This window comes from Arthrobacter sp. A5, assembly GCF_051131705.1.
In the GTDB taxonomy this organism is placed as follows: Bacteria; Actinomycetota; Actinomycetes; order Actinomycetales; family Micrococcaceae; genus Arthrobacter_M.
Genome location: NZ_CP180316.1, coordinates 3,687,968 through 3,708,705, shown reverse-complemented (window position 1 = coordinate 3,708,705; position 20,738 = coordinate 3,687,968). Strand labels below are relative to the sequence as shown.

30 protein-coding genes and 2 pseudogenes are annotated in these 20,738 nt (G+C 62.5%); 31 read left to right on the top strand and 1 reads right to left on the bottom strand.

Annotation, left to right across the window (positions count from 1 at the left end; all coding sequences use genetic code 11):
• Positions 1-56 precede the first annotated feature (56 nt).
• A complete protein-coding gene (locus tag ACLLJI_RS17595; RefSeq protein ID WP_434614967.1) occupies positions 57-1,493 on the bottom strand; it encodes a GH1 family beta-glucosidase in 1,437 nt (478 codons plus the stop codon).
• Positions 1,494-2,063: 570 nt separating this feature from the next.
• Between ACLLJI_RS17595 and rpsJ the strand changes: the two genes are divergently transcribed.
• From rpsJ to truA, 31 genes and pseudogenes are all read left to right on the top strand, one after another.
• On the top strand, positions 2,064-2,372 hold the full coding sequence (gene rpsJ / locus ACLLJI_RS17590; protein WP_003803825.1) for a 30S ribosomal protein S10: 309 nt from the start codon (positions 2,064-2,066) through the stop codon (positions 2,370-2,372).
• 17 nt (positions 2,373-2,389) lie between these two features.
• Entirely contained in the window at positions 2,390-3,040 is a 651-nt protein-coding gene (rplC, locus tag ACLLJI_RS17585) for a 50S ribosomal protein L3 (protein WP_283559736.1), read from the top strand.
• Between the two features lie 4 nt (positions 3,041-3,044).
• Positions 3,045-3,647, top strand: a pseudogene (rplD, locus tag ACLLJI_RS17580) (50S ribosomal protein L4); the annotation flags it as partial.
• A gap of 212 nt (positions 3,648-3,859) precedes the next feature.
• The gene (gene rplW / locus ACLLJI_RS17575) at positions 3,860-4,165 is read left to right on the top strand and encodes a 50S ribosomal protein L23 (RefSeq protein WP_196396943.1); all 306 of its coding nucleotides are present in this window, start codon (positions 3,860-3,862) and stop codon (positions 4,163-4,165) included.
• Positions 4,166-4,195: 30 nt separating this feature from the next.
• Complete coding sequence (gene rplB, locus ACLLJI_RS17570) at positions 4,196-5,035, top strand: 50S ribosomal protein L2 (RefSeq protein WP_283559735.1); 840 nt, start codon at positions 4,196-4,198, stop codon at positions 5,033-5,035.
• Positions 5,036-5,046: 11 nt separating this feature from the next.
• Positions 5,047-5,328 (top strand): 30S ribosomal protein S19, encoded by a 282-nt coding sequence (gene rpsS, locus ACLLJI_RS17565; protein WP_283559734.1) that lies wholly within the window; start codon positions 5,047-5,049, stop codon positions 5,326-5,328.
• Between the two features lie 38 nt (positions 5,329-5,366).
• Positions 5,367-5,732: a 50S ribosomal protein L22 gene (gene rplV, locus ACLLJI_RS17560; RefSeq protein ID WP_283559733.1), complete on the top strand. Its 366-nt coding sequence runs from the start codon at positions 5,367-5,369 to the stop codon at positions 5,730-5,732.
• Positions 5,733-6,614 (top strand): 30S ribosomal protein S3, encoded by an 882-nt coding sequence (gene rpsC, locus ACLLJI_RS17555; protein ID WP_283559732.1) that lies wholly within the window; start codon positions 5,733-5,735, stop codon positions 6,612-6,614.
• Positions 6,615-7,031 (top strand): 50S ribosomal protein L16, encoded by a 417-nt coding sequence (gene rplP / locus ACLLJI_RS17550; RefSeq protein WP_196396948.1) that lies wholly within the window; start codon positions 6,615-6,617, stop codon positions 7,029-7,031.
• 2 nt (positions 7,032-7,033) lie between these two features.
• The gene (gene rpmC, locus ACLLJI_RS17545; RefSeq protein ID WP_283559731.1) at positions 7,034-7,408 is read left to right on the top strand and encodes a 50S ribosomal protein L29; all 375 of its coding nucleotides are present in this window, start codon (positions 7,034-7,036) and stop codon (positions 7,406-7,408) included.
• Positions 7,405-7,725: a 30S ribosomal protein S17 gene (rpsQ, locus tag ACLLJI_RS17540; protein WP_283559730.1), complete on the top strand. Its 321-nt coding sequence runs from the start codon at positions 7,405-7,407 to the stop codon at positions 7,723-7,725. Before rpmC ends, rpsQ begins: the two co-directional genes overlap by 4 nt.
• Positions 7,726-7,935: 210 nt before the next feature.
• Positions 7,936-8,304 (top strand): 50S ribosomal protein L14, encoded by a 369-nt coding sequence (gene rplN, locus ACLLJI_RS17535; RefSeq protein ID WP_283559729.1) that lies wholly within the window; start codon positions 7,936-7,938, stop codon positions 8,302-8,304.
• A 3-nt stretch (positions 8,305-8,307) separates the two neighbouring features.
• A complete protein-coding gene (rplX, locus tag ACLLJI_RS17530; RefSeq protein ID WP_283559728.1) occupies positions 8,308-8,688 on the top strand; it encodes a 50S ribosomal protein L24 in 381 nt (126 codons plus the stop codon).
• On the top strand, positions 8,685-9,284 hold the full coding sequence (gene rplE / locus ACLLJI_RS17525; protein ID WP_434614955.1) for a 50S ribosomal protein L5: 600 nt from the start codon (positions 8,685-8,687) through the stop codon (positions 9,282-9,284). Before rplX ends, rplE begins: the two co-directional genes overlap by 4 nt.
• A gap of 108 nt (positions 9,285-9,392) precedes the next feature.
• Positions 9,393-9,791 (top strand): 30S ribosomal protein S8, encoded by a 399-nt coding sequence (rpsH, locus tag ACLLJI_RS17520; RefSeq protein WP_283559726.1) that lies wholly within the window; start codon positions 9,393-9,395, stop codon positions 9,789-9,791.
• An 18-nt stretch (positions 9,792-9,809) separates the two neighbouring features.
• Complete coding sequence (rplF, locus tag ACLLJI_RS17515; protein ID WP_434614951.1) at positions 9,810-10,346, top strand: 50S ribosomal protein L6; 537 nt, start codon at positions 9,810-9,812, stop codon at positions 10,344-10,346.
• A 2-nt stretch (positions 10,347-10,348) separates the two neighbouring features.
• Positions 10,349-10,720: a 50S ribosomal protein L18 gene (rplR, locus tag ACLLJI_RS17510; protein WP_434614948.1), complete on the top strand. Its 372-nt coding sequence runs from the start codon at positions 10,349-10,351 to the stop codon at positions 10,718-10,720.
• Positions 10,717-11,502, top strand: a complete 786-nt coding sequence (gene rpsE / locus ACLLJI_RS17505) for a 30S ribosomal protein S5 (RefSeq protein ID WP_434614945.1) — start codon at positions 10,717-10,719, stop codon at positions 11,500-11,502. The genes rplR and rpsE overlap by 4 nt, the downstream gene beginning before the upstream one ends.
• Positions 11,502-11,714 (top strand): 50S ribosomal protein L30, encoded by a 213-nt coding sequence (gene rpmD, locus ACLLJI_RS17500; RefSeq protein WP_283559722.1) that lies wholly within the window; start codon positions 11,502-11,504, stop codon positions 11,712-11,714. The genes rpsE and rpmD overlap by 1 nt, the downstream gene beginning before the upstream one ends.
• Positions 11,715-11,716: 2 nt before the next feature.
• Positions 11,717-12,214 (top strand): 50S ribosomal protein L15, encoded by a 498-nt coding sequence (gene rplO, locus ACLLJI_RS17495; protein WP_283559721.1) that lies wholly within the window; start codon positions 11,717-11,719, stop codon positions 12,212-12,214.
• Positions 12,215-12,423: 209 nt separating this feature from the next.
• A complete protein-coding gene (secY, locus tag ACLLJI_RS17490) occupies positions 12,424-13,749 on the top strand; it encodes a preprotein translocase subunit SecY (RefSeq protein ID WP_283559720.1) in 1,326 nt (441 codons plus the stop codon).
• A gap of 5 nt (positions 13,750-13,754) precedes the next feature.
• Positions 13,755-14,324: an adenylate kinase gene (locus ACLLJI_RS17485; RefSeq protein ID WP_434621635.1), complete on the top strand. Its 570-nt coding sequence runs from the start codon at positions 13,755-13,757 to the stop codon at positions 14,322-14,324.
• A gap of 82 nt (positions 14,325-14,406) precedes the next feature.
• A complete protein-coding gene (gene map / locus ACLLJI_RS17480) occupies positions 14,407-15,249 on the top strand; it encodes a type I methionyl aminopeptidase (RefSeq protein WP_283559718.1) in 843 nt (280 codons plus the stop codon).
• Positions 15,250-15,288: 39 nt separating this feature from the next.
• Positions 15,289-16,267: pseudogene (locus tag ACLLJI_RS17475) on the top strand (P1 family peptidase).
• A gap of 234 nt (positions 16,268-16,501) precedes the next feature.
• Positions 16,502-16,723, top strand: coding sequence for a translation initiation factor IF-1 (gene infA, locus ACLLJI_RS17470; RefSeq protein WP_009358723.1), 222 nt, complete (start codon positions 16,502-16,504; stop codon positions 16,721-16,723).
• A gap of 30 nt (positions 16,724-16,753) precedes the next feature.
• On the top strand, positions 16,754-16,867 hold the full coding sequence (gene rpmJ, locus ACLLJI_RS17465) for a 50S ribosomal protein L36 (RefSeq protein WP_009358722.1): 114 nt from the start codon (positions 16,754-16,756) through the stop codon (positions 16,865-16,867).
• A gap of 204 nt (positions 16,868-17,071) precedes the next feature.
• Entirely contained in the window at positions 17,072-17,449 is a 378-nt protein-coding gene (gene rpsM, locus ACLLJI_RS17460; RefSeq protein ID WP_196396962.1) for a 30S ribosomal protein S13, read from the top strand.
• Positions 17,450-17,501: 52 nt separating this feature from the next.
• On the top strand, positions 17,502-17,903 hold the full coding sequence (gene rpsK / locus ACLLJI_RS17455) for a 30S ribosomal protein S11 (RefSeq protein WP_028265083.1): 402 nt from the start codon (positions 17,502-17,504) through the stop codon (positions 17,901-17,903).
• A 153-nt stretch (positions 17,904-18,056) separates the two neighbouring features.
• Complete coding sequence (locus ACLLJI_RS17450; RefSeq protein WP_283559716.1) at positions 18,057-19,067, top strand: DNA-directed RNA polymerase subunit alpha; 1,011 nt, start codon at positions 18,057-18,059, stop codon at positions 19,065-19,067.
• An 81-nt stretch (positions 19,068-19,148) separates the two neighbouring features.
• Positions 19,149-19,730 (top strand): 50S ribosomal protein L17, encoded by a 582-nt coding sequence (gene rplQ, locus ACLLJI_RS17445; RefSeq protein ID WP_434614934.1) that lies wholly within the window; start codon positions 19,149-19,151, stop codon positions 19,728-19,730.
• Positions 19,731-19,780: 50 nt separating this feature from the next.
• Positions 19,781-20,671 (top strand): tRNA pseudouridine(38-40) synthase TruA, encoded by an 891-nt coding sequence (truA, locus tag ACLLJI_RS17440; protein WP_434614931.1) that lies wholly within the window; start codon positions 19,781-19,783, stop codon positions 20,669-20,671.
• Positions 20,672-20,738 lie beyond the last annotated feature (67 nt).

The window sequence follows — 20,738 nt, the reverse complement described above, 5'->3', positions numbered from 1 at the left end:
GCCAGGGCGTCACTCCACTTCGGGGGGGCGCCCTTTGGCGTTTAACGCCGCGTGCGCTACGGCCGAAGCCTGATGAGTTCCTGCAGCCAATAGTAGGAGTCCCTCGGCGTGCGGACCAGGGTCTCGAAGTCGACGTGGACCAGCCCGAGGCGTTGACAATAACCGGCGGCCCATTCAAAATTGTCCAACAGGGACCAGATGTAGTATCCCTGCAGTTCCAGGGCCTCGGCGGGGCCGCCGGGCTGCGCGGCGTCCACGGCCGCGGCCAGGTGCGCGCCGAGATAGTCAATCCGCCGACTGTCTTCGATCCGACCTCCGGTCGTGAGCTCGTCCGGGAAGCTCGCGCCGTTTTCCGTGATGTAGACGGGAGGCAGGGCGGCACCGTAGCGGTTCGCCATCTGCTCCAGCGCGGTGGAAAAATAGTCAGGCGCAACCGGCCAGCCGAACGCGGTCTGTGGATACTCCGGCCAGGGTTCCGGCCGGAACGGCAGCCCGGCCAGCGCGTTGGCGGTGCCGTCCCCGGTGCCGGCCGCGGTGCCGGAGGGTCCCGGGCCGGCGGCGATCCTGGTCGGCGCGTAGTAGTTCAGCCCGTAAAAATCCAGCGGCTGTCGGATCGTCTCGAGATCGGCCGCAGGCATGGCGAGCAGCGGCTCAAAGACAGGGGCAAGGAACGCGGGTACATCGGGGTAACGGCCCAGAAGTACCGGGTCCGCAAAGATGCGGTTGTGCAGCAGATCGAAGAGCTCGGCGAAGAGCTGGTCGCCGGTATCGTCAACAGCCGCCGGGACCACCGGCGTGTGCACGTTGGTGATGCCGATTCCGCCTGTGGCCCCGGCCGAACGCAAAGCCTGAACCGCCAGTCCATGTCCCAGCAGTTGGTGGTGGGCTGCAGGGAGACCGTCAAAGAGCAGGGCCCGGCCGGGGGCGTGCACGCCGAGCCCATAGCCGTTGAGCGTGACCGAGGACGGCTCGTTGACGGTGATCCACTTGTCCACCCTGTCGCCGAGGGCCGCCCCGGCGAGTGCCGCATACTCGCCAAAGCGCTCTGCGGTTGAACGCGTCAGCCAGCCGCCGGCCAGCTCCAGGGGGAGCGGAGTGTCCCAGTGGTAGAGCGTGGCCATCGGCTTGATGCCTGCGGCCAGCAGGTCATCCACGAGCTGGTCGTAGAACGCCAGACCGGCGGGGTTGGCGGGCCCGCTGCCGCCCGGCTGAACCCTTGGCCAGGCCAGCGAAAGCCGGTAGGAGTCAACGCCGAGGTCCTTCATCAAGGCTATGTCCTCGGCGAAACGGTGATAGTGGTCGCAGGAAACATCTGCGGTGTCCGCGTTCAGGATCCGGCCGCTCTGCCGGGTGAAGTCGTCCCAGCCCGATGGGCCACGCCCGCCTTCGCGCACACCGCCTTCAATCTGAAAGGCAGCGGTGGCCACGCCCAGGGTGAAATCCGCTGGCAGCAGTGCGGCGAGAGCCGGGAGGGAAAGTGCAGAGCCGGTCATCAGCGGACTTCCTTTACATGGGCGACGGCGACAGGACCGGTGGTGGTGCGGGGTCCGGAAGAAGACGGGAATAAACAACCGGGATGAACAAACTGCCCAGCACATCAGGCACGGATGTGGCCCCTGTCACAGCACCAGCATCTCACAGGGCCACCGGGCGGGAAACCATGGCTTTCCGGGCGCCGGGGCAGGCGCTGACGGCTGGGGAATTGGCATTTGCCGCGGATATCCGCCATACTGGATAAGTTGTTCAAGCGCTTCTTCGTGTCCCGATCGAGATAATGCTCGGTGCCAGGGTCCAAGTTGAAGCCCAAACATAACCCACCTCCCAGCGGTTTACGGGTATGTGCGCATTAGATCCGCGACACGCCCGACCGCGGGGGTCGGAGCTTCGGCCGATTGAGGAACCCGGATATGTCCGGATTCAGTCCGCTGGAAGCGTGGCTGTGAGAGCCGCACCGCTGGGCACCGGGTAGTACCGGGTGCCCGGCAGAACGAGTAAGTAAACAGCGTTTAGTCAACAGTGTCGCTAGTGCAGGGCGCTATGTCAGGAAAGAGAGTCACGACGCCATGGCGGGACAAAAAATCCGCATCCGGCTGAAGTCATATGACCATGAGGTCATTGACGTATCAGCACGGAAGATCGTTGAGACGGTCACGCGCGCAGGCGCAACGGTGGTCGGCCCCGTGCCGCTGCCGACGGAAAAGAACGTGTACTGCGTTATCCGTTCGCCTCACAAGTACAAGGACAGCCGCGAGCACTTTGAAATGCGCACGCACAAGCGTCTGATCGACATCATCGACCCCACGCCGAAGGCTGTTGACTCGCTTATGCGTCTTGACCTGCCGGCCGACGTGAACATCGAAATCAAGCTGTAGGGAGGGGCTGAGAAACTATGACCGCTACCCGCAACGTTAAGGGCATCCTGGGCACGAAGCTCGGCATGACCCAGGTCTGGGACGAAAACAACCGCCTTGTGCCGGTTACCGTCGTCCAGGCCGATTCCAACGTCATCACCCAGCTGCGCAATGCAGACCTTGATGGCTACACCGCCGTCCAGATCGGCTACGGCCAGATCGACCCGCGCAAGGTCACCAAGCCGCTGGCTGGTCACTTTGACAAGGCCGGTGTCACCCCCCGTCGCCACGTCGTCGAGCTGCGCACCGCGGACGCCGACTCCTACACCCTCGGCCAGGAGCTCTCCGTGGAGATCTTCGAAGCCGGCCAGAAGGTCGACGTCGTCGGTACTTCAAAGGGCAAGGGCTTCGCCGGCGTTATGAAGCGTCACGGCTTCCATGGCGTCGGTGCCTCGCACGGTGCTCACAAGAACCACCGCAAGCCTGGCTCCATCGGTGGCGCATCCACCCCCAGCCGCGTATTCAAGGGCGTGCGCATGGCCGGCCGCATGGGCGCCGTCCGTCACACCACGCTGAACCTCACGGTTCATGGCGTTGACGCCGCGAAGTCGCTGCTGCTCATCAAGGGTGCCGTTCCCGGCGCCCGCGGCCAGGTCGTCCTCGTGCGCACTGCCGTGAAGGGAGCATAACCAAATGGCAAAGACTATTTCCGTAGACCTGCCTGCAGAGATCTTCGACGTTCAGACCAACGTGCCGTTGCTGCACCAGGTCGTCGTGGCTCAGCTTGCCGCTGCCCGCCAGGGCACGCACAAGACGAAGACCCGCGCCGAGGTATCCGGTGCAGGCCGTAAGCCATTCAAGCAGAAGGGCACCGGCCGCGCCCGTCAGGGTTCCATCCGTGCTCCTCACATGACCGGTGGTGGCGTTGTCCATGGGCCGACACCGCGTGACTACTCCCAGCGCACACCCAAGAAGATGAAGGCAGCTGCACTGCGCGGCGCTCTCTCCGACCGGGCACGCAACGGCCGTATCCACGTCGTCGCCGACCTGGTGAGCGGCTCCAAGCCGTCCGCCAAGGAAGCGCTGGCAGCATTGCGTTCACTCACCGCGCGCAAGAACCTGCTCGTCGCGATTGAGCGGTCAAACGACGTCGTGGCACTGTCCGTGCGCAACCTGCCGGACCTGCACGTGCTGTACGTGGATCAGCTGAACACCTACGACGTGCTGGTTTCCGACGACGTTGTCTTCACCAAGGCTGCCTACGATGCTTTCGTGTCCGGCAACGCTGCTGCGGAGGCTTTCGCTTCCGGTGCGCTGCTCGGACTTGAGGATGTTGACGCCGCCGCCGACGACGCTGCAATTGAAGCGGTGGTGGTTGATTCAGTAGTGGTTGACGCAGCCGCAGCTAAGGCCGCCCCCAAGGCCAAGGCCGCACCGAAGGCCAAGGCCGCTCCGAAGGCTGCGGCCGAGGCATCTGTCGAAGCCCCAGTAACCGAGGAGGACGCCAAGTGAGCGCCGCCACCATCAAGGATCCGCGCGACGTCGTCATTGCACCCGTCGTATCGGAAAAGAGCTACGGCTTGATCGATGAAGGTAAGTACACCTTCCTGGTCGACCCCCGCTCGAACAAGACCGAGATCAAGTTGGCCGTGGAGAAGATTTTCTCCGTCAAGGTCGAATCGATCAACACTCTCAATCGTGCCGGTAAGCGCAAGCGGACCAAGTTCGGATGGGGTCAGCGCAAGGGCACCAAGCGTGCCATCGTGACCCTCAAAGAAGGCACAATCGACATCTTCGGCGGTCCGCTTTCATAAGCGGAGACCACTTTAACGAGGAAATAAAACATGGGAATCCGTAAATACAAGCCGACAACCCCGGGCCGTCGTGGCTCGAGCGTTGCCGACTTCACCGAAATCACGCGGTCGACGCCGGAGAAGTCTCTGGTACGTCCGCTGCCCAAAAAGGGTGGCCGCAACAACACCGGCCGCATCACGACCCGTCACAAGGGTGGTGGCCACAAGCGCCAGTACCGTCTGATCGACTTCCGTCGTCACGACAAAGACGGCATTAATGCCCGCGTTGCTGAGATCGAATATGATCCCAACCGCACCGCGCGTATTGCGCTGCTGCACTACCTTGATGGCACCAAGCGGTACATCATCGCTCCGAACAAGCTCAAGCAGGGTGACTTTGTTGAGGCCGGCGCGAGTGCCGACATCAAACCGGGTAACAACCTGCCGCTGCGCAACATCCCGGTGGGTACCGTTATCCACGCCGTGGAGTTGCGTCCCGGAGGCGGCGCCAAGATGGCCCGCTCCGCCGGAGCATCAACCCAGCTCGTCGCCAAGGAAGGCCGCTTCGCCCAGCTGCGACTGCCTTCCGGCGAAATCCGCAACGTTGACGTCCGCTGCCGCGCGACGATCGGTGAGGTCGGTAACGCTGAACAGTCCAACATCAACTGGGGTAAGGCCGGCCGTATGCGCTGGAAGGGCGTCCGCCCGACCGTGCGTGGTGTGGCCATGAACCCGGTGGACCACCCCCATGGTGGTGGTGAGGGCAAGACTTCCGGTGGACGTCACCCAGTCAACCCGAACGGTAAGCCCGAGGGCCGTACCCGCCGCCCGAACAAAGAGAGCGACAAACTCATTGTGCGTCGCCGTCGTACTGGCAAGAACAAGCGATAGGAGCCTGACGCATGCCACGCAGTCTAAAAAAGGGTCCTTTCGTTGACCAGCACCTCTTTGTCAAGGTCGCTGCGGAAAACGAAAAGGGCACCAAGAACGTTATTAAGACCTGGTCCCGCCGCTCGATGATCATCCCGGACATGCTGGGACACACGATCGCCGTGCATGACGGGCGCAAGCACATCCCCGTGTTTGTGACCGAGTCGATGGTCGGGCACAAGCTCGGCGAATTCGCTCTGACGCGGACATTCCGCGGCCATGTGAAGGACGACCGTAAGGGCAAGCGCCGCTAGGCGCCTGCACTGACGGCTAAGACGAGAGAAGGATAGCAATGGAAGCCAAGGCAATTGCGCGTCATATTCGCGTAACGCCTATGAAGGCCCGGCGCGTCGTCAACCTGATTCGTGGCAAGCAGGCGAATGAGGCAATGGCGATACTGAAGTTTGCCCCCCAGGCAGCTTCAGAACCGGTCTTCAAGGTACTCCAGTCCGCGATGGCTAACGCCCGCGTACTGGCTGACCGCGACAGCATCGCGTTTGATGAAGGCGATTTGTACATCAGCGAAGCATTCGTTGATGAAGGCGCAACGATGAAGCGGTTCCGGCCGCGGGCCCAGGGCCGTGCGTTCCAGATCAAGAAACGCACCAGCCACATCACCCTGGTCGTTGCAACTCCCGAGAAAGAGGAGGCTCGCTAAGTGGGACAGAAAGTAAACCCGCACGGGTTCCGACTCGGCATCACCACCGACCATGTTTCGCACTGGTTTGCTGACAGCAACAAGGCCGGGCAGCGTTACAAGGATTTTGTCCGCGAGGACATCAAGATCCGCGCGCTCATGTCCACCGGCATGGAGCGGGCCGGCATCTCCAAGGTTGAGATCGAGCGCACCCGGGACCGCGTCCGTGTGGATATCCACACGGCCCGTCCGGGCATCGTAATCGGCCGCCGTGGCGCCGAGGCGGACCGCATCCGCGGCGAGCTGGAGAAGCTCACAGGGAAGCAGGTGCAGCTGAACATCCTGGAGGTAAAGAACCCGGAAGCAGACGCGCAGCTGGTGGCCCAGGGCATCGCCGAGCAGCTGACTTCGCGTGTGGCTTTCCGCCGCGCGATGAAGAAGGCCATGCAGTCGGCACAGCGCACCGGCAGCGTCAAGGGCATCCGTGTCGCTTGTGCAGGCCGTCTGGGCGGAGCGGAAATGTCCCGCACCGAGTTCTACCGCGAAGGCCGTGTGCCCCTGCACACCCTGCGTGCCAACATCGACTACGGCTTCTTCGAAGCCAAGACTGTGTTTGGCCGCATCGGAGTCAAGGTCTGGATCTACAAGGGCGACGTCACGTCCAAGGAGCTGGCTGCCCAGGCAGCTGCCGCTCCGTCCCGAGGCCGTGCCCCGCGTAGGGACGGCGACGGCGGCGATCGTGGACCCCGGGGCGGCGCTGGCGCCCCCCGCGGCGGCGACCGTCGTCGTAATGACCGCCCGCAGGGCGAGTCCGCTGAGGGTGCAGCTCCGGCCGCAGCCCCCGCGGCCGCCGCTCCCGTGGCACAGGCGGCTGCTCCGGCAGCAGAAGGAGGACAGGCTTAAATGCTTATCCCACGTCGAGTTAGGTTCCGCAAGCAGCACCACCCCGGCCGTTCCGGCCAGGCAACCGGCGGTACCACTGTCACCTTCGGTGACTGGGGAATCCAGGCGCTGACTCCGGCCTACGTCACGAACCGTCAGATCGAGTCCGCTCGTATCGCCATGACGCGTCATATCAAGCGTGGCGGTAAGGTCTGGATCAACATCTACCCGGACCGTCCGCTGACAAAGAAGCCGGCCGAAACCCGCATGGGTTCCGGTAAGGGTTCACCCGAGTGGTGGATCGCGAACGTCAAGCCGGGCCGTGTCCTGTTTGAACTGTCTGGTGTAAATGAAGAGGTAGCTCGTGAGGCCCTGCGCCTGGCAATCCACAAGCTCCCGTTGAAGGCACGCATTGTGCGTCGCGAAGGTGGTGAATAGAAATGGCAGTTGGGTCAAAGGAACTTGCACCTGAGCAGCTTGATGGTTTGGACAACGAGCGTCTCGTTGAAGAACTCCGTAAAGCTAAGGAGGAGCTGTTCAACCTCCGTTTCCAGTCCGCCACTGGTCAGCTTGAAAACCACGGTCGTTTGCGCGCTGTGAAGCGCGACATTGCCCGGATCTACACCGTGCTGCGTGAGCGCGAGCTGGGCATCCGCCCGGCCGTCGCCACCGCGGTGGTGGATGCCGTGTCCGAGGACAAGGCAGGCAAGAAGACTGACAAGAAGGCTGACGCCGAAAAGAAGGCTGACAAGGCCGACAAGGAAGCCAAAAAGGCTGCCAAGAAGGCTGACAAGTCTGAGGAGGACGCCAAGTGAGCACTGAGCATAAGGATGCAGCCGCGGCTGAAACCGGAGCCACGACGGGCGCGGCCAAGGCCGCGGTCCGGGGTGACCGGAAGAAGCTTCGCGGCTACGTCGTCTCCGACAAAATGGAGAAGACGATCGTCGTAGAGGTTGAAGATCGTGTAAAGCACGCTTTGTACGGTAAAGTTATCCGTCGCACCTCAAAGGTCAAAGTTCACGATGAGCAGAACACCGCCGGCATCGGCGACATGGTTCTGATCAGTGAAACCCGGCCGCTTTCCGCTACCAAGCGGTGGCGTCTGGTCGAGATTCTCGAAAAGGCCAAATAGCAAAACTGTAGTTTGCCTGGTCTCCGCACGCGCCGTCAAAGGCGGGAGATGCCTTGGGCCCACGCGGCCGAAGGACCCAATGTATGCTGCGCCCAGCGCGGCATACATTGGGAGGCCGTGGGGATGGTTCTGGACACCAGGCCGTCCATGAGACAAATATCCGTTCCGCAAGGCTCGTTGAGAGAACCGGCGCGACGACAGGAGTACTAAGTGATTCAGCAGGAGTCGCGACTTAAGATCGCTGACAACACGGGGGCCAAGGAAATCCTGACCATCCGTGTTCTCGGTGGGTCTGGCCGTCGCTACGCAGGCATCGGTGACGTTATTGTCGCCACCGTCAAGGATGCAATCCCGGGCGGAAACGTCAAGAAGGGTGACGTCGTCAAGGCCGTCATCGTTCGCACCAAGAAGGAACGCCGCCGCGCGGATGGTTCCTACATTAAATTTGATGAGAACGCTGCGGTGATTCTGAAGAACGACGGCGACCCCCGCGGTACCCGTATCTTCGGTCCCGTTGGCCGTGAACTTCGCGACAAGAAGTTCATGAAGATCATCTCGCTTGCTCCGGAGGTGCTCTAAACCATGGGACAGAAAACAGTGAAGCTCAAGATCAAAAAGGGTGACCTGGTTCAGGTCATGTCCGGCGCCAAGCAGGAGCGCGGCGGAGACCGCGGCAAGCAGGGCAAGGTTCTGCGCGTTTTCCCGGAGACGAACCGCGTGCTGGTGGAGGGCGTCAACCGGGTCACGAAGCACACCAAGGCTGGGCAGTCGCAGGGCGGCACCAAGACCGGTGGCATCGAGACGGTGGAAGCCGCTATCCACATTTCCAACGTCGCCGTTGTGGACCCGTCCACGAAGAAGCCGACGCGCGTTGGCTACCGCACCGAGACCGTCGAGCGCGACGGCCGCTCGCGTGACGTCCGCGTCCGTGTTGCCAAGAGCTCCGGGAAGGACCTGTCATGAGTGCAGCAGTAACGCAAGCCGCAGCCGATAACGCTGCCCCGAAGGTCGCGCCCCGTCTGAAGGCCCGCTACGCGGCCGAGATTAAGAAGACCCTGGCTGACGATTTCAAGTACGAGAACGTCAACCAGGTGCCCCGCCTGGTCAAGGTTGTTGTGAACATGGGTGTTGGAGATGCCGCCAAGGACTCCAAGCTGATCGACGGCGCTGTCCGCGATCTGACCCTGATTACCGGCCAGAAGCCCGTGGTCACCAAGGCCCGCAAATCCATCGCACAGTTCAAACTGCGCGAAGGCATGCCGATCGGTACGCACGCAACTTTGCGCGGCGACCGCATGTGGGAGTTCGTGGATCGTCTGGTGTCGCTGGCTCTTCCGCGTATCCGTGACTTCCGCGGGCTCAACGGCAAGCAGTTCGATGGCAACGGAAACTACACCTTCGGTCTGACCGAGCAGGTTATGTTCCATGAGATCGACCAGGATTCCATCGACCGCGTCCGCGGTATGGACATCACGGTTGTCACCACCGCAAAGACCGACGACGAGGGCCGTGCGCTGCTGAAGGCGCTTGGCTTCCCGTTCAAGACCGAAGATAACTAATCTACGTAACAGGTCCGGTATTCCGGTAGCAGGGCTTGTCGGGACCGAGGTCCCGACAAGCCTTGGCGCCGGGCAAGGAAACCGTTTCGAGGGAGGGCAAGAGCCCACATGACAATGACAGATCCTGTCGCAGATATGCTCACGCGTCTGCGCAATGCAAACTCGGCATACCACGATTCCGTGACCATGCCATACAGCAAACTCAAGGGACACGTTGCCGACATTCTCAAGGCTGAGGGTTACATCGCAGCCTGGAAGATCGAAGACGCTGAGGTCGGCAAGAAGCTGACCATTGACCTGAAATTCGGCCCGGAGCGCCAGCGTTCAATCGCCGGCATCCGTCGGATCTCTAAGCCCGGCCTGCGCGTTTACGCTAAGTCCACCACCTTGCCGCGCGTGCTCGGTGGCCTGGGTATCGCCATACTGTCGACGTCTTCCGGTCTGCTGACCGACCGTCAGGCCGCCAAGAAAGGCGTGGGTGGGGAAGTCCTCGCCTACGTCTGGTAACAGGGAAGGGAAAAAATAATGTCACGTATTGGACGTCTCCCCATCTCCGTGCCCGCCGGCGTAGAGGTCAAGATCAATGGCAGCGTAGTTTCCGTCAAGGGTCCCAAAGGCGAGCTGGACCACACTGTGGCCAGCCCGATCGAGGTCGCTCTTGAAGAAGGCACGCTGACTGTCAGCCGCCCCAACGACGAGCGCGCCTCGCGTTCGCTGCACGGCCTCACCCGTACCCTGATCAACAACCTGATTATTGGCGTTACCCAGGGGTACGAGAAGAAGCTGGAAATCGTTGGCACCGGTTACCGTGTCCAGGCGAAGGGCTCGGATCTCGAGTTCGCCCTGGGCTACAGCCACCCGGTTGCCGTCAAGGCTCCCGCCGGCATCGCACTGACGGTAGAGGGCCCCACCAAGATCTCTGTCTCAGGCAACAACAAGCAGCAGGTGGGCGAGGTTGCTGCCAACATCCGCAAGCTCCGGAAGCCGGACCCGTACAAGGGCAAGGGCATCCGTTACGCCGGCGAGATCATCCGCCGCAAGGTCGGAAAGGCTGGTAAGTAATCATGGCTATGTCCGTTAAAGGCAAGTCCAAGTCCGCAGCACGCGGCCGTCGCCACCTGCGGGTCCGTAAGCGCGTCACCGGTACCGCGGTCCGCCCGCGTCTGGTGGTCAACCGCTCAGCGCGCCACGTATTCGTTCAGATCGTCGATGACAGCCAGGGTGTAACCGTGGCCTCCGCTTCGACGCTTGAAGCCGACCTGCGCGCATTTGACGGTGATAAGACCGCCAAGGCCAAGCGCGTTGGCGAGCTCGTTGCCGAGCGCGCAAAGAAGGCCGGTATCGAAGCCGTCGTCTTCGACCGCGGAGGCAACCGTTACCACGGCCGCATCGCAGCGATCGCTGAAGGCGCACGTGAAGGTGGGCTGGCACTGTGAGCGAAAACATCAACAAGGAGAACACTGTGTCTGAAACAAGTGCCGAAGGCACCGCAACAGCCGCAGCAGCGACCAAAGCCGCAGGCGCTGAGAATGCGGCAGCTGACAACGCAACCGCCGCAGCCGCTCCGGCGACTGCAACCGATGGCGGCCGTGGCGCAAGCCGCGGCGGCGATCGGGGCGGCCGCGAAGGCGGCCGTGGTGGACGCGATGGTGGCCGTGGTGGACGCGATGGCGGACGGGGCGGCCGCGAGGCCGAGAAGAACCAGTTCGTCGAGCGCGTTGTCAACATCAACCGTGTCGCCAAGGTCGTCAAGGGCGGTCGTCGCTTCAGCTTCACCGCACTGGTCGTCGTCGGGGACGGCAATGGCATGGTCGGCGTCGGCTACGGCAAGGCCAAGGAAGTTCCCGCGGCCATTGCCAAGGGCGTTGAAGAAGCCAAGAAGTCCTTCTTCCGCGTTCCGCGCATCGGCGGGACCATCCCGCACCAGGTTCAGGGCGAGGCTGCTGCAGGCGTTGTCCTGCTGCGTCCGGCTTCCCCGGGTACCGGTGTTATCGCCGGCGGTCCGGTCCGCGCCATTCTGGAGTGCGTGGGCATCCACGATGTTCTCTCCAAGTCCCTGGGCTCGACCAACGCCATCAACATTGTGCACGCAACTGTTGCCGCGCTGAAGGCCCTGGAAGAACCTGCCGCTGTGGCTGCCCGTCGGGGCCTGCCGCTGGACGAGGTTGTTCCGCCGGCCCTGCTGCGTGCCATGCAGAACCAGAAGGTGGGTGCGTAATGACGACACCGAAGAGAATCCAGGCGTCTGACGCGAAACTGGAAATCACTCAGACCAAGTCCACCATTGGTGGCAAGCAGAACCAGAAGGACACGTTGCGTTCGCTGGGCCTAAAGCACATCGGCGACTCCGTCGTTCGTACGGCTGACGCAGTGACCGTTGGCATGATCAACACGGTTCCGCACCTGATAAAGGTTGAGGAGGCGAAGTAATTATGGCTACAGACAAGACGACCGAGGGAACTGCCCAGGAGCAGACTCCCCAGAAGCAGACTGCTCTGAAGGTCCATCACCTGCGTCCCGCCCCCGGAGCCAAAACCGCCAAGACCCGAGTCGGTCGTGGTGAAGGTTCCAAGGGTAAGACTGCCGGGCGTGGTACCAAGGGTACGAAGGCCCGCTACCAGATCAAGGCCGGATTCGCCGGTGGCCAGCTGCCACTGCACATGAGGCTGCCGAAACTGCGCGGCTTCAAGAACCCGTTCCGGGTCGAGTACCAGGTCGTGAACCTGGACAGGATCTCCGAGCTGTTCCCCGACGGTGGCACCATCTCCGTGGCGGACCTGGTTGAGAAGGGTGCGGTCCGCAAGAACCAGCCCGTGAAGGTGCTCGGCACCGGTGACATCACCGTCAAGGTTGATGTCACAGTCGATGCATACTCGACCAGTGCAAAAGAAAAGATTGCTGCAGCAGGCGGAAGCACGACCGAACTTTAACGTTTACGAGTGAATCTGTCAGCAGACTAGACTCTTGGTGAGCGGGACGTGTTCCCGCTCACCAAGAGTTTTCGTCATCTAAGGTGCGAAGCACACCTGCTGCCAGCTGCACGCCGTCGTTCCTTTGCCGGCCGCGCCACCCATTAGACTCGGTTATTGGGCCTCATCGACCGGATCCCGCCTCAACTTACTAGACTTCAGGAGGACGCTTGCTTACCGCATTTGGCCGCGCCTTTCGCACGCCTGATCTGCGACGCAAGTTGTTGTTCACGCTGGGAATAATCGCTATCTTCCGCTTGGGTGCTTTTGTCCCCTCGCCCGGTGTGAACTACCGCAATGTCCAGGCCTGCCTGAACAGCGCCGACACGAACCAAGGCATCTATCAGCTGGTGAATCTGTTCAGCGGCGGCGCCCTGCTTCAGGTTTCCATCTTTGCCTTGGGCATCATGCCCTATATCACGGCCAGCATCATCATTCAGCTGCTGCGCGTGGTGATCCCGCGCTTCCAGGAGCTGCATCTGGAAGGGGCCCAGGGGCAGGGGACCCTGACCCAGTACACCCGGTACCTGACCATCGCCCTGGGGCTTTTGAATGCCACCACGCTGGTAACGCTGGCGCGTTCCGGACAGCTGCTGGGCAACTGCGGCGCCGCCGGCACTCCGACGGCCATCATTCCCAATGACAGCCTGATCACCACCCTCCTGCTGGTCATCACGCTGACCGCGGGTACCGGTCTGATCATGTGGATGGGGGAGCTCATCACGGAGAAGGGCGTGGGCAACGGAATGTCGTTGCTCATCTTTATCGCCATCGCGGCGCGCTTCCCCACCTCGCTGGGTGAAATCATCAAGACCAAGGGCTGGGGCGTCTTTATGACGGTCCTGCTGATCGGGCTCGTCGTCGTCGCTCTTGTTGTCTTTGTTGAACAGTCGCAGCGGCGGGTCCCGGTACAGTACGCCAAACGCATGATCGGCCGCCGCACGATGGGCGGAACCAGCACGTACATTCCGATCAAGGTCAATATGGCCGGCGTTATCCCGGTGATCTTCGCCTCCTCGATGCTCTACCTGCCGTCGTTGATCGCGCAGTTCGCCGCGCCCAAGAACGGCAGCGAGCCGCCGGCCTGGGTCACCTGGGTCACGAGCAACCTAACGAAGGGCGATCATCCGCTGTACATGGTGATCTATTTCCTGCTGATCGTCTTCTTCACCTACTTCTATGTGGCCATCACCTTCAACCCTGAAGAAGTGTCGGACAACATGAAGAAGTACGGCGGCTTCATTCCGGGCATCCGCGCCGGAAAACCGACCCAGGACTACCTGCAGTACGTTATTTCGCGCATCACGCTGCCCGGAGCCGTGTACCTCGGTTTTGTGGCGCTGATCCCGCTGATCGCTCTGGTCCTGATTCAGGCAAACCAGAACTTCCCGTTCGGCGGAACCTCGCTGTTGATCATTGTTGGCGTCGGGTTGGAAACGGTCAAGCAGATCGATGCGCAGCTTCAACAACGCCACTACGAAGGGTTATTGCGATGACGAGAATGCTGATTATCGGTCCCCCCGGATCGGGTAAAGGCACTCAGGCGGAACGGATTTCCGAGCGGCTGGGCGTGGTGGCGATATCCACCGGAGATATCTTCCGCGCCAACGTCAAGGGTGAGACGCCGCTGGGCATCGAGGCGAAAAAGTACATGGACAACGGCGACTTTGTCCCGGACAGCGTGACGAACAAGATGGTCCGCGACCGGCTGCTGCAGGACGATGTGCAGGACGGGTTCCTGCTGGACGGCTACCCGAGGACCACGGTTCAGGTCGATGAGCTCGACGACATTCTGGCCCAGGCCGAGTCGAGGCTGGACGTTGTGCTGCAGTTGACGGCCGACGACGACGAGCTGGTCAAGCGTCTGCTCGGACGGGCGCTGGACACCGGACGCAGCGACGACAACACGGCCGTCATCCGGCACCGTCTGGACCTTTACCACGGACAGACCGAAGCCGTCGTCGCACGGTATGCCGAACGCGGGATCCTGACGCAGGTCGACGGGATCGGTGAAATCGATGAGGTCACAGACCGCGTTATGAAGGCCATCGAAGTAGCCAAGACCGCCTAAATTTTGCGTAATCATGCACGCTGAGGCTCCTCCCCGCCAGGGAGGAGCCTTAGCTGTTTAGTCTTTTGGAAGGGACACTGCCATGGCTTTCGGCCAACCGCGGATCGAATACAAATCAAACGCGCAGATGCGCACCATGGCCGAGGCCGGCGTGGTGCTCAGCCGTGCCCTGGACACGGTGCTGGCGACCGCCGTTGCGGGAGCGACGACGAAGGATCTGGATGTTGCCTTCGCCGGCGTGCTCAAGGAAGCCGGTGCGACCTCCAACTTTCTGGGCTATCACGGGTTTCCGGCCACTGTCTGCACCTCGATCAATGAGGAGGTGGTCCACGGCATCCCGTCCGCGCGCGTGCTCAAGGACGGCGACGTCCTGTCCGTGGATGGCGGGGCGATCATCGATGGCTGGCACTCGGACTCTGCACGGAGCATGATTGTTGGCGCAGCGCCGGCGGCGGACCCGGCGGACCAGCGGCTCTCGGACATTACCGAGGAAGCCATGTGGCGGGGGATTGCGGCGATGGCTGGCGGGAAATTTGTCGGTGATATCGGTGCAGCGATCGATGATTACGTCAGCTCGGTGCCGGGGCACGCGCTGGGCATCCTGGAGGACTACGTGGGCCACGGCATCGGGAGCGCGATGCACATGCCCCCGGATGTGCTCAATTACCGCACGAGCCACCGCGGTCCGCGGCTCCGGTCCGGTCTGTGCCTGGCCATTGAACCGATGCTGGTGCGTGGGGGGCTGGACACCGAGGTGCTCGGTGACGATTGGACCGTAATCACGGCCGATGGCGCCAGGGCGGCGCACTGGGAGCACTCGATAGCGATTCATGACCAGGGCATCTGGGTCCTGAGCGCCGAGGACGGCGGGGCGTCCCGGCTGGTTCCGCTGGGCGTGACCCCTGTCCCGGTTCCCGCGGCCTAGTCCCGGCCGCAGGGGTGTGGATGCGGGCACAATGGAAGCATGAGTGAGACCGGCGGATCCATTACCGACGTCCCGGGCATCAGGGTGGGGCAGGTACAGCGCGTCGGCGACGGCTGGCTGACCGGTGTCAGCGTGGTGCTTCCGCCGCCGGACAGCATTGGTTCCGTTGACGTCCGCGGCGGTGGCCCGGGAACCCACGAGACTGATGCGCTGGATCCGACCACATTGGTTCCCACCGTCGATGCGGTGGTGCTGACCGGCGGCAGCGCCTTCGGGTTGGCGGCGGCCACGGGCGCGCAGCTGTGGTGCGAGGAGCAAGGCCGCGGCTTCCGGGTTCCGGGAGGGGTGGTCCCGATCGTGCCCGCCGCCGCCATTTTTGATCTTGGCCGCGGTGGTGACTTCGCGGCCCGGCCGGATGCGGCGATGGGGTATGCAGCCGCGGCTGCCGCCGGGGCCTCGGATGAACACGGTGGGGTGGCGCGCGGCAACGTCGGTGCCGGCACCGGGGCGGCGCTGGGTGGGGGGCCGGTTCAAGGGCGGCACGGGCACCGCTTCGGTGCGTTTGACGGGAGCCAACCGGCACGTGCTGGTCGGCGCCTTCGCCGTTGTTAACGCTGCCGGGCTGCCGTGGCAGCCGTCCGCACCAGTGGACGGGACACCCGGCGGACCCAAGGAGTCCGCCGGGCTGAATACGACTCTCGTGGTGGTGGCGACCAACGCCGTGCTGACAGCAGCCGAAGCCAAAAGGACGGCGACGGCGGCGCACGCCGGGATGGCGCGGGCGCTGGATCCGGTGCATACCTTGGCCGATGGGGACACCATCTTCACCCTCGCCACCGGTGCCGCGGCGCTCGACTCCGGGACCGGTTCCCTGGTCGGCTCACTGATGGAACTGCAGGCGGCGGCGGCCACGGCGGTGCGGCTGGCCATCCTGGATGGCATCCATTCCGCCAGTGCCATTTCGACCAAGGCCGGCTCGCTGCCCGCGTACCCGGAGCCCGGGACGGAACGGATTTAACTTTATCGCCTGTCATGACGTAGAGTGGCTTGTTGGTTGTCTGCGCCCTCGCGTGCCTTCTCCAGAGTAGAATCCGCCCGCTGATTCGCATCAGTTGTGGATGGGCTCAGGGCTGGGAAGCATTTGTGACCGGGTGCCGGTGCAACTTAAACACCAAATCAGTAGTAGACCTAGCCCCCTGCCGGGATATTTACCAGATCTTCAGGCATGAGGCCGAACCAGTTAGCGGAGGATATGGCCAAGAAAGACGGGGTCATTGAGATCGAGGGCGTTGTGACTGAGGCTCTGCCCAATGCGATGTTTCGCGTTGAGCTGACCAACAAGCACATCGTTCTTGCCCATATCTCAGGAAAAATGCGCCAGCACTATATTCGTATCCTTCCTGAGGACCGAGTAGTGGTGGAGCTGAGCCCTTACGACCTGACACGTGGTCGTATTGTCTACCGCTACAAATAACCACAACTGCACAACACGCAAAGGAACGCCATGAAGGTCAAGCCGAGCGTCAAGCAGATCTGCGAAAAGTGCAAGGTGATTCGCCGTAATGGTCGAGTCATGGTGATCTGCGAGAACCCGCGCCACAAGCAGCGCCAGGGCTGATTTCCCTTTCCGGGAAATTCCTGACACTGCTTTACCCACGCAAGTAAATTAAAGGCAGCACAAGCTGAGCTGTCCCGATGGTTGCCCATCGGGTGTCGAGTCAAACCGAAACAGTCAGCGGACCCCCGGTCGGAGGCCGGGGCCACACGGAACGTGTGGGTGTACTGCTTAGGACCTCCGGTTTACACAAGGAGTACAGCCGATATGGCACGTCTCGCTGGCGTAGACCTTCCCCGCGAAAAGCGGCTGGAAGTAGCGCTTACATACATCTACGGCGTGGGCAAGACCCGTGCTCACAAGACTTTGGCTGACACCGGGATCTCTCCCGACGTCCGTGTAAAGGACCTGTCCGACGCTGAAATGGTTCAGCTGCGCGACTACATCGAGGGTAACTACAAGGTTGAAGGCGACCTTCGCCGCGAGGTGGCTGCAGATATCCGCCGCAAGGTTGAAATCGGCAGCTACCAAGGTATCCGGCATCGCCGCGGCATGCCCGTCCACGGTCAGCGTACGAAAACCAACGCTCGCACCCGCAAGGGCCCGAAGCGCACCGTGGCCGGCAAGAAGAAGGCCGCACGTTAACAACGCTGCGTTGACAACGTGCCTCACAAATAACTTTCTGTAGGAGAAAAGAATGCCCCCGAAGACTCGCGGTGCGGTTCGCAAGCCGCGCAAGAAGGACAAAAAGAATATCGCGCTTGGTCAGGCGCACATCAAGAGCACCTTTAACAACACCATCGTGTCCATCACGGACCCGAATGGCGCCGTCATCTCGTGGGCTTCCGCCGGCGAAGTTGGCTTCAAGGGTTCCCGCAAGTCGACTCCGTTCGCGGCCCAGATGGCTGCCGAGGCCGCCGCGAAGCGCGCCCAGGAGCACGGCCTGCGTAAGGTGGACGTCTTTGTGAAGGGTCCGGGTTCCGGCCGCGAAACCGCCATCCGTTCACTGCAGGCCGCTGGCCTCGAGGTTGGCTCCATTCAGGATGTCACCCCCAGCGCCCACAACGGCTGCCGTCCGCCCAAGCGCCGCCGCGTCTAAGCAATAGTGCCCGAGTTGGCCCGTCGCAGCTGTCCGGATTCTGAATCCGGATGGACCGTGACGGGCCAACTCGACGGGCGTTAAGTCTCAGACCGTCTTTTCCACCACCTGTGTTGCGTCATATAGCGGATGCTCGCTGAAAGGAAACCCCCAGTGCTCATTGCACAGCGCCCCACCCTCTCTGAAGAAGTAGTTTCCGATAACCGCTCCCGTTTCGTCATTGAACCGTTGGAGCCGGGCTTCGGTTACACGCTCGGAAACTCCCTCCGCCGTACCCTGCTGTCCTCCATTCCCGGCGCTGCTGTCACCAGCATCCGGATCGATGGCGTCCTGCACGAATTCACCACTGTTCCCGGTGTCAAGGAAGACGTCACCGAGATCATCCTGAACATCAAGAACCTCTCGGTGTCCTCCGAGCACGACGAGCCCGTCGTCGCCTACCTGCGCAAGCAGGGCCCCGGCGTCGTCACGGCCGCGGACATCGCACCGCCGGCCGGCGTCGAATTCCACAACCCGGATCTGCACATTGCCACGCTGAACTCGAAGGGGAAGTTCGAGCTCGAGCTGACCATCGAGCGGGGTCGTGGCTATGTCTCCGCAGCACAGAACAAGGCCGGTGATTCTGAGATCGGCCGTATTCCGGTGGATTCCATTTATTCGCCGGTTCTGAAGGTGACTTTCCGCGTGGAAGCCACCCGTGTCGAGCAGCGCACCGACTTCGACCGCTTGGTAGTCGACGTGGAGACGAAGCAGGCGATTGCACCTCGCGATGCCATTGCCTCCGCTGGCACAACGCTGGTTGAACTCTTCGGCCTGGCCCGCGAGCTCAATACCGCCGCCGAAGGTATTGAGATCGGTCCGTCCCCGACGGATGCGGCCTTGGCCGCTGATATGGCCCTGCCGATCGAGGATCTGGACCTGACCGTCCGTTCCTACAATTGCCTCAAGCGTGAGGGCATCCACTCCGTGGGTGAACTTGTGGCTCGCTCCGAGGCGGACCTGATGGACATCCGGAACTTCGGTGCCAAGTCCATCGACGAGGTCAAGGCAAAGCTTGTTGAGCTCGGTCTGTCCCTGAAGGATTCCCCTCCAGGATTTGACCTAGCAGCACGTGCCGCAGCCATCGACGAGAACGACGACGCATACGGCGACGACGAGCTCTAAAGACGAACACACTTCGGCCGGCCGGCCCCGACGCAGCCTTCTGCCACGGGCCGATCAGCCAACACTTGAGGAGAAAACACCATGCCCACCCCCACTAAGGGTCCGCGCCTTGGAGGCAGCCCGGCACACCAGCGGTTGATCCTGGCGAACCTGGCCGCAGCCCTGTTTGAGCACAAGCGCATCACCACCACGGAGACCAAGGCCAAGCGCCTGAAGCCGTACGCTGAGCGTCTGGTCACCTTCGCGAAGCGCGGAGACCTGTCCTCCCGCCGCCGCGTCATGGGCCTGATCAGCAATAAGGGCATCGTCCACGAGCTGTTCACGGACATTGCCAAGGCCGTGGAGAACCGCGACGGCGGCTACACCCGCATCACCAAGATCGGTCCGCGTAAGGGTGACAATGCCCCGATGGCCGTTATTGAACTGGTGTTGGAGCCGGTCAGCGCGAAGCAGGCAGTCGTGGCCGAAGCGGAGAAGTCCGCCAGGGTTGCAGCTGCTCCGGCGGCCGAGCCCGTCGAATCAGCTGCTCCGGCGGCTGAGCCCGTTGCCGCCGAAGCGGTGGAGCCCGTTGCCGCCGAAGCGGTGGAGACCGCTGACGCTGACGCCGTTGCAGCAGAGTCCGCGGACGTTGCCGGGACCGCCAAGAGCGAAGGCGAAAAATAGATACTTCCCATGATTTCGGCTTCGCCGCGATCGCGAAGTAATTTAGAACCATGACTGATCAGGAATCCGCTGCCTCCGTAGAAAGGGGCAGCGGATTTTTGCGTATCCGCCTTGATATCAGTTACGACGGCGGCCCGTTCAGCGGGTGGGCCGTGCAACCGGGCCTGCGCACGGTCCAGGGAACGCTGGAGGAAGCACTGGCGCTGATGATCAGGCGCCCCGTCCGGGTGACTGTCGCAGGGCGTACAGATACGGGCGTGCACGCCCGCGGGCAGGTGGTGCACTGTGACCTGACGACGGCGGAATGGTTCGGCCTGCTCCGCGGTCACGATCTGGACCCGGCAGCCTCCTTGGTGCGCCGGCTGCGCGGAGCCCTGAGCCGGGGGCTCGGGAAGCTGACGGGCGTCATTGAGGTCCATGCGGCCTCCCTCGCGCCGGCGGGATTCGACGCGAGGTTTTCGGCCATGTGGCGCCGTTATAGTTACCGGATTGCGGATGCACAGTTGCAGTGGGATCCGCTGCTGCGCTACAGCACACTGTGGTATCAGCAGGCACTGGACGTGGACCGCATGAACGCCGCTGCGGTCACCCTCCTTGGGGTGCAGGATTTCCGGTCCTACTGCAAACCGCGCGATGGCGCAACGACCCGCCGGGAGCTCCAGCGCTTCGAATTTTCCCGCGGCGCGGACGGGATCATTACGGTGACCGTCCAAGCCGACGCGTTTTGCCACAACATGGTCCGCTCGCTGGTCGGGTCGGCGGTGCAGGTAGGCGAGGGGCTGGAAGAGCCGGACTGGCTGCATGAGCGGCTGCTGGCCCGCGCACGCAACGCCAAATCCAGACTCGCGCCGCCCCATCCACTTGTCCTTGAAGAGGTCCGCTATCCGGACGACGCCGGGATGCTGGCCCGGCAGGAGCTCACCCGGGCGAGCCGGGTCTAACACTCCCCGCCCAACAGCTGGGGTGTGTGGATTTCCAATCGCAAGCCGCGGCAGCGCGCCGTCGGCC

Excerpts from the sequence above, each read along its gene's own strand:
- ACLLJI_RS17595 (WP_434614967.1), bottom strand. The coding sequence starts at position 1,493 with ATGACCGGCTCTGCACTTTCCCTCCCGGCTCTCGCCGCACTGCTGCCA.
- rpsJ (WP_003803825.1), top strand. The coding sequence starts at position 2,064 with ATGGCGGGACAAAAAATCCGCATCCGGCTGAAGTCATATGACCATGAG.
- rplC (WP_283559736.1), top strand. The coding sequence starts at position 2,390 with ATGACCGCTACCCGCAACGTTAAGGGCATCCTGGGCACGAAGCTCGGC.
- rplB (WP_283559735.1), top strand. The coding sequence starts at position 4,196 with ATGGGAATCCGTAAATACAAGCCGACAACCCCGGGCCGTCGTGGCTCG.
- rpsS (WP_283559734.1), top strand. The coding sequence starts at position 5,047 with ATGCCACGCAGTCTAAAAAAGGGTCCTTTCGTTGACCAGCACCTCTTT.
- rplV (WP_283559733.1), top strand. The coding sequence starts at position 5,367 with ATGGAAGCCAAGGCAATTGCGCGTCATATTCGCGTAACGCCTATGAAG.
- rplP (WP_196396948.1), top strand. The coding sequence starts at position 6,615 with ATGCTTATCCCACGTCGAGTTAGGTTCCGCAAGCAGCACCACCCCGGC.
- rpmC (WP_283559731.1), top strand. The coding sequence starts at position 7,034 with ATGGCAGTTGGGTCAAAGGAACTTGCACCTGAGCAGCTTGATGGTTTG.
- rplX (WP_283559728.1), top strand. The coding sequence starts at position 8,308 with ATGGGACAGAAAACAGTGAAGCTCAAGATCAAAAAGGGTGACCTGGTT.
- rplE (WP_434614955.1), top strand. The coding sequence starts at position 8,685 with ATGAGTGCAGCAGTAACGCAAGCCGCAGCCGATAACGCTGCCCCGAAG.
- rpsH (WP_283559726.1), top strand. The coding sequence starts at position 9,393 with ATGACAATGACAGATCCTGTCGCAGATATGCTCACGCGTCTGCGCAAT.
- rplF (WP_434614951.1), top strand. The coding sequence starts at position 9,810 with ATGTCACGTATTGGACGTCTCCCCATCTCCGTGCCCGCCGGCGTAGAG.
- rplR (WP_434614948.1), top strand. The coding sequence starts at position 10,349 with ATGGCTATGTCCGTTAAAGGCAAGTCCAAGTCCGCAGCACGCGGCCGT.
- rpmD (WP_283559722.1), top strand. The coding sequence starts at position 11,502 with ATGACGACACCGAAGAGAATCCAGGCGTCTGACGCGAAACTGGAAATC.
- rplO (WP_283559721.1), top strand. The coding sequence starts at position 11,717 with ATGGCTACAGACAAGACGACCGAGGGAACTGCCCAGGAGCAGACTCCC.
- ACLLJI_RS17485 (WP_434621635.1), top strand. The coding sequence starts at position 13,755 with ATGCTGATTATCGGTCCCCCCGGATCGGGTAAAGGCACTCAGGCGGAA.
- map (WP_283559718.1), top strand. The coding sequence starts at position 14,407 with ATGGCTTTCGGCCAACCGCGGATCGAATACAAATCAAACGCGCAGATG.
- infA (WP_009358723.1), top strand. The coding sequence starts at position 16,502 with ATGGCCAAGAAAGACGGGGTCATTGAGATCGAGGGCGTTGTGACTGAG.
- rpmJ (WP_009358722.1), top strand. The coding sequence starts at position 16,754 with ATGAAGGTCAAGCCGAGCGTCAAGCAGATCTGCGAAAAGTGCAAGGTG.
- rpsM (WP_196396962.1), top strand. The coding sequence starts at position 17,072 with ATGGCACGTCTCGCTGGCGTAGACCTTCCCCGCGAAAAGCGGCTGGAA.
- rpsK (WP_028265083.1), top strand. The coding sequence starts at position 17,502 with ATGCCCCCGAAGACTCGCGGTGCGGTTCGCAAGCCGCGCAAGAAGGAC.
- rplQ (WP_434614934.1), top strand. The coding sequence starts at position 19,149 with ATGCCCACCCCCACTAAGGGTCCGCGCCTTGGAGGCAGCCCGGCACAC.
- truA (WP_434614931.1), top strand. The coding sequence starts at position 19,781 with ATGACTGATCAGGAATCCGCTGCCTCCGTAGAAAGGGGCAGCGGATTT.